Origin of the sequence: Paenibacillus sp. E194 (assembly GCF_000935845.1) — a bacterium.
Lineage (GTDB): Bacteria > Bacillota > Bacilli > Paenibacillales > Paenibacillaceae > Paenibacillus_B > Paenibacillus_B alvei_B.
Genome location: NZ_JMDX01000294.1, coordinates 1 through 6,307 on the forward strand (window position 1 = coordinate 1; position 6,307 = coordinate 6,307).

General features: G+C 47.1%; 6 protein-coding genes and 1 pseudogene. All 7 read right to left on the reverse strand.

Translation table 11 applies throughout. The features are described 5' to 3' along the window. The coding region (locus AZ66_RS25470) for a DUF6382 domain-containing protein (RefSeq protein ID WP_231587045.1) at positions 1-1,303 on the reverse strand (1,303 nt) is incomplete at its 3' end. 117 nt (positions 1,304-1,420) lie between these two features. Then, positions 1,421-1,828 (reverse strand): A24 family peptidase, encoded by a 408-nt coding sequence (locus tag AZ66_RS25475; RefSeq protein ID WP_231587046.1) that lies wholly within the window; start codon positions 1,826-1,828, stop codon positions 1,421-1,423. Between the two features lie 37 nt (positions 1,829-1,865). Beyond that, positions 1,866-2,903, reverse strand: a complete 1,038-nt coding sequence (locus tag AZ66_RS25480; RefSeq protein WP_231587047.1) for a TadE/TadG family type IV pilus assembly protein — start codon at positions 2,901-2,903, stop codon at positions 1,866-1,868. Further along, positions 2,872-5,127, reverse strand: a complete 2,256-nt coding sequence (locus AZ66_RS25485) for a hypothetical protein (protein ID WP_044357436.1) — start codon at positions 5,125-5,127, stop codon at positions 2,872-2,874. Before AZ66_RS25485 ends, AZ66_RS25480 begins: the two co-directional genes overlap by 32 nt. A gap of 47 nt (positions 5,128-5,174) precedes the next feature. Continuing rightward, positions 5,175-5,879 (reverse strand): TadE family protein, encoded by a 705-nt coding sequence (locus AZ66_RS25490; RefSeq protein ID WP_231587048.1) that lies wholly within the window; start codon positions 5,877-5,879, stop codon positions 5,175-5,177. Between the two features lie 3 nt (positions 5,880-5,882). Then, positions 5,883-6,059 carry a Flp1 family type IVb pilin gene (locus AZ66_RS25495; protein ID WP_021256385.1) on the reverse strand — a complete coding sequence of 59 codons (177 nt, stop codon included), beginning with the start codon at positions 6,057-6,059 and terminating at the stop codon, positions 5,883-5,885. Positions 6,060-6,101: 42 nt separating this feature from the next. Beyond that, a pseudogene (locus tag AZ66_RS30980) lies at positions 6,102-6,299 on the reverse strand (type II secretion system F family protein); the annotation flags it as partial. Positions 6,300-6,307 lie beyond the last annotated feature (8 nt).

Consider the following 6,307-nt stretch of genomic DNA (forward strand, 5'->3'; position numbering starts at 1 on the left):
GCCCATTCATATAACGTCCGGATAACTCCGCAGCCCATGTGATGGAAGAAGGGTCGATTCCCTGATGCTGCTGGCCTCCTTTTGTATGGTTGCTGTGTGTATTCCTCGCATCTGTAGGATGGGAGAGATGAGATAGCTCCATAGATAAAAAGTCGGGAAGCCTATTCGGATTATTCCACCCCTGGCTGGGGCTTGGTTGAAAATCCTGTTCATCAGCACTAATTCGGTCGTCCTTCTTTCGAGAGAATCGCTTGCTCCACCACATGCTGGGGATCCCCGTTAAATACATTGCTCCCAGTGCTATAACAGCAATGTTCCAAATGACAGTGTAAGTGAATACCTCCGATGTAGGTTGAGACATATATCCGAACTTCCAGCCTAATCCGGCTGCTGCAATTACGACGACCGAGGTTACCAAAGTATACTTCTTGGTAATCGGTGTTATTGCTTCATTAGCCGCATCTGTCCCCGAATGGTTGCTATGCTCTCGATCATATCTATCCATGTTAGGGTTCAAAATTGATCCAGCAGATGTAACAGGCATTCGCTTCTGCACTTCTGCAAAAGGCTCCGCCATCGAATTCCCATCATTCTTCCCCTGCTCATTGTGCAAACCAGCTTGTCCATAAGCAGCCTGCTGCTTAGATTTACGCTCATCCCTTTCACCGCTCCCAGGGAAAAACTGCCCTCGTCCAGATTGATTTCGGTTCGCAGAAGCGCCGCTTGCCGTACCCACAATTAAGGATTGCAGCAAGCCTCGTACATCTGCCAAGGTCGTCCCTTCCTGTGACAACAACTGAACAAGACGCTGAAAGCCATCCCCATCCCAATGGCTCACATGGGAGGAGAGCAGAATGCCTAATCGCTTCAATCCCTCTAACCCCGCTTGCGGGTGCAAAGGCTCTTCTGTTGGGATGTACGCTGTATAAAGGCTGCTATTCCAGGAATACCCGTCTACATAAATAAAACGTTCATGAAGCAGAATCTGATTTGGATGCAGCATATATGCACAGCATCCTTCCAACACATTAACCAGTTGGAACATCCACTCAAAATATTGAATTGCAGTAATCTGTAACGAACGCAGAACCTGCTCCAGCATTTTTTTACCACTAATATCGTACAGAAACGTGACCTCAAAATCGACTTCCCTAATTTCTATTGGAAGCAAATGAGGAACTTCGTTAAACCGCAGCATATTCACTTGATAGGTATCCAAGTCATTGGAATGAACCGCTGGTTCTCTCGTAAGGAGCATCCTCATTTTACCCTCGTGGATGAAATCCGACCGGTAACCATACATCGCCCCTCATCACCCCCTATATCCATAATTGAGTCCAATAAACGGTTGCCGCTGCAGGCAGTACCGCCCACATAAATGGAAAGGCCGCTTGGTTCAAGGTTAGCTGTTTCAAGGGTGTTACGGAGCGAAACAAAAAAAATGTATGATTGCGATCCCGAAGCGCCTCCACCTTCTTCCATGCCCGAACAGCATAATCCCTGCTGCAATCAGTCCACCATAGATAATGGCATAGATAAACGTCTCCCACGCAAAATTAGCTCCCATACTGGCACCAATCGCTGCAAACAACTTCACATCCCCAGCCCCGACCGCACGCAGCAAGAATAGAACAAGCATGATCACAAACCCACAGCCCGCTCCGAATAGACTGAACAATAAACCGTCCCATCCACTTACAGCACAATATCCAGTTAGAGCGGCCAGTACTATTGAGACCGTTAAATAATTTGGTATTTTGCGAGTTTGCAAATCCGTGGTGAACGCAGCCACTAGCAATATCCCACATAGCCAACTCGACCACATCATTTACAGCCCCCTTCTCCTACGCAGTGTCGACTACAGATCACTTTACGATAAATTGCCTGTCCGCACTTCTTCCGTCTCCTGTATTCATAACTAATCTCCACGTACCCGAGGTTGTATTTCCTGAGACATGCCATAGCCAACTTATATTCCCATCGGCATCCGCCTCTGCCCAACCGATGTGCCTCGCTTGGCTCTTACCGCTCTTATAGAAGATTATGAGTTCGACTTTTTCATGCGGCTTAGCCTTCGCTGTTAACTTGGCCTTACGGCCTGGCAATAGTGGTTCCGGTTCCAAACTAACAAAAGTCGGTGGCGCACCTTTCTCTTCCGTGCCTGACTCTTTATTGGCTGAACCTGGCTGCGGACCATCCCCAATCCAAACCCTCTCAGATGCTCTTGCAGCGATCGTGATCGTCTTATATAAGAACGGCACACGCATCGGCAGATCATATTCCACTTCAATTGCGATATACGGGTATTCCTTCTCCACAATATCCGGCAGCTTCACATGTGTGATCCGGATCCGATCTTCTCTAAGTGTCCCTTGAATCCCGTAACGGACGAACAAAGGCTTTATCAAGGTTTCTCCGACTCGCGCTTGGCCCCATTCCCCCGCTGCTTCCGCTCGCTTCTCCGCCCAGTCCACCACATGTTCGGAAGCCCATTGATTCAATGGAGGTGGCAAAGCATTGCTGAAGCGCTCGGCGAAATGACGTGCTGTCATTTTCAGAGCCATTGCCGGTGGCTTGCGGAGCCAAGGACTGTTGTTGTCCCCTGCTTCCGCTTCAACCTTCTTAGTCATCAGTTCGATGGGATACATATGAGCGGCAATCTGCTTCACCGTATTCGTCGCAGCAGATTGCAAGGATGTGGTAATGATAGAAGCGTAAATCATATATACAAAAAACAGAAACAAAAGCAGCACCATAGGCAGCATTAGCGCAGCTTCGACTGTGATACTGGCTCTGCCATCCCCCATATAGCGACGAAGCCAATTGCCACATCGTAGGAACCAGCCCCTTGCCCGAACTAGTAACTTGCCACTAGTAGGAGAACACGGATGTCTTTGTTGCATAGTATCTTCCATTCTCGACTTCACCGCCCAATATGCCGGTTTGTCCAATCCACTTCATGACCCCGGGCAGAAACCACAATGATGTGCTTATTCGGAGCTCCGTCTCGCCATAGGTACCCCTTGTAGTGGGGTCAATACCTGTATTTTGATGAATGAGTGCGAGCATTCGCTTCAACATTCCTTCCTTACTCCCATGGACGAGCATAAATAATCGCAAGTGATCCGAGTAGGACAATGTGACGGAAGGCAAGTATTTCGAAATTGGCACTTTATCTTGCGTAGCAAGAAGGATCAAATCCTGAACAGCCTGTTCAATCCCATAAATAATAGCTGCTACTAATATAAGCAGCGGATGTCTCAAGTTCGCACATTCGATAAATCCCTCCATTGTACGTATGGCAAGCCGCATAGCAAAGATCTCCCCCAACGCTGCAGCCACATTGCCTGCTGGATTATGGAAACCATACAATAGGTACTCCACTTCTTGATTATGTATGGATAAGGACTTTAACAGTTCTTCCGCAGGCTGCTCTGAAGTAAGTATCGACTTCAATTTCGTAGGGTCATAGGTGTTGAAGTAGAGAAACGCATACTCATCACGGTATAAACGATCTCTTAACATGCTAAATCCATTAGAAATGCTATCGTAGATAGAGGTAACAGCGTCCATAGACTCCTTCCCCTCTTCTATCGCATCGTAACGTTCTTGGCCAACTGCCGAATCCTCGCTGGATTCATGTTCATTAAATGCAGCGATCGCATTAGCCTTCTTTTTCACTTCTTGAAACAGCTGTTCATGCTCCTTCAATTGATCGTTCAACTTCTTCAATGAGGACAATAAATCTGCCGCTTTCCAGAGCTTTTTATTCGCTTCCTTCTCTTTCTGCTTACGTTCCTTCTCTGTAGATCGGCCCTGTTCAAATCGCTGCTCTCTAGCATCTATCACATTCGAGCTGCCAATATAATCTTTTGCATATTGCCCCCACTGCCTCCACAGACTGAGGATAGAAGTTTTCAAGTTATAAGCGGATATGCTTCTCCCGACGATTTGACTGACCATCGATTGAACACGATTTGCTGCATCATTTACTTGTTCCATACTCCGATGCTGTTCTTCCATTTCCTGCTTCCATTCCGTAAGGAAGTCGTCTGGCAGCACTAGGTCATCAGCAGTTTCATTAATACGCTTAATCGAATCTGACATCTGTTCCGATTCATCCATTGTCCCTTCACTCTGCTCGCTAGATTGTCCAACATGGTCATAACCGTTATAGTTCGAACTTGCACGTACCTCTTGAATGACACGCTTCATGTCCTCATTATATTGACGGGCTTTCTCTATATGGGACATAGCTGTATTCAATCCGATGCGATGTTGATCCAGTAAACTAGATGTTGTAGATGTCAGCCTACGCGTAATATCCCCTGAATCGGATTCATAGTCATCCGTTTCATTCTCATACTGCTTGTCCTCATCCTTACTGCGGTTCGAATCCAGACGACTCTTATATACATAGTCTGCATATTGAGCTCCCACATCCGCTGCACTTCTAATTGAACCAAGCGAGCTGTCGCGCATAATATCACTTTCTCCCGTTGCAATCCGACTAGAAAGCTCAGAACGCGCCGCATAATTGCGAAGTGACTTCTGGAGCTTGAAGGCAGAGGCTATTTCCTTATCGCGCTTATCAACTAGCTTCTGCAGCTTGGATAACAGTTCTGTCGTCTGCGCTGCCTCCTTCATCACTTTGGACATCGGCTTCAACTTGCTGGACAAATCGAAGGCAAATTGAACAGGAGCTTTGTACTTCATCTCCTCTAAGATTTGCCGCTCGAGTTCGTCATATCGACCAAGTTCCCTAGTGATCGAGGTAGTATGACTATCAAGCAGCACAGGTACCCAGGGAAAGACCCCCGTCGCCTTAAGCTCAGCCTGATCCCGCATCACTTCATCCATTATGAAAGCAGGATCACTCTTCCCATAAGCAAACAATTGATACCGCTGCTGCAGTGCCGGTTCATAGGCGGACATGACAGAACGAATTCCAGTCTGAGCGAGCACCTCTGCCCTCCATTCAGCAGCAGCTATTCGTGCGTAGTCAATCAGTACACTTGTAAATAAAAAGATTGCAGCTACTATGAAAATGAGAAGGACGGACACGGAACCTCGAATTTCTTTCCACAAATTCCGCCGCATTCGGGCATTACTCTCGTCCCCCTTCATTTCCAGCACCTCCGCATGTATGAGACATCGTTACATCATTGGCTTTGCTATTTCGCCGCACGCTTGATTGTATCTGCAGCTTGTTCATTCGATATCCCCTTCTTATTCCATTGAGCCAGCTTCGTTGACATGTACCTCGCAAATTCTACGGAACGAATAAATTCTACAGGCTCTACAACTGCAGCAGATGCTCCTCCCTCTCCAGATATACGACGTCTAGTTAAACGTTCGAATGCCGTTTGATACAATGGCCGTTCGAGTGAGACGGTCACTTTCCGCTCAATTGCAATATTGTCGAATTTCATCTCTCCATGGAATATCGGAGGCAGCAGTCTTCCTGCCCGTATCAGCTTCTTCTCCGGCAAAGACGCTGAGTCACTGCTGACCGGCAATGATACTTCGTTGGTCACACTGCCGGTAACAACACCTAGCAAACGATCCAGCATATAATCATCCAGCATCCGCCAGTACAGACCATCTTGTTGTCCTACAGGGTAAGATCCCGTGGTTGCATCTTTATAGCTGTTATCCCAGAACGCCGCCCCCCGTTCCGCCGCTAACGTAGCAGCATGTGATGTCATAACATGCTGGAACATCAACATGGCGAAGAAGAGCATTGCTAAGCAGCAATAGAATACAACCGGAAAGATAATACTCGCCTCAACGGTATAGGCCCCGTCTTCGGAGGCAAGCCGTTTCCACCATTTACGTAGTTTTTCAGGCAGCTTGTAGCCCTCCTCTATTACTAACAATTACTATTTAAAAATTTCATCCGTCTGTTTATCTACTTTCGTGAACAGCCTTGTCAGAAATCCTTTGATTTGCTCCCTAAAAGCAATCGCTAAAACTACAATAACTGCAATGATAATAACCAGTTCCACCATGCCAAGCCCATCTTCTTCCGTCCATAACCGTTTCCAAAGTGAATTCATATAATGATCCTCCAATACATCATAAGTGAAATTGCTTATTCCTCACCCTTGCATCATTAACAATGCAGGGGCTCCAACGACAACTAGTACAACGAGAAACATGAGCATCATCGGAAACACCAGCTTGGTAGATACCTCTTCGCCTCGCTTGCGAGCCACCGCCTTGCGCTTGTCCCACAGCTGTCGGCTCAAATCCGCCATCGCGAGCACAAATGTCTCTCCTCCACGCCGCTGATTAACTCATCACC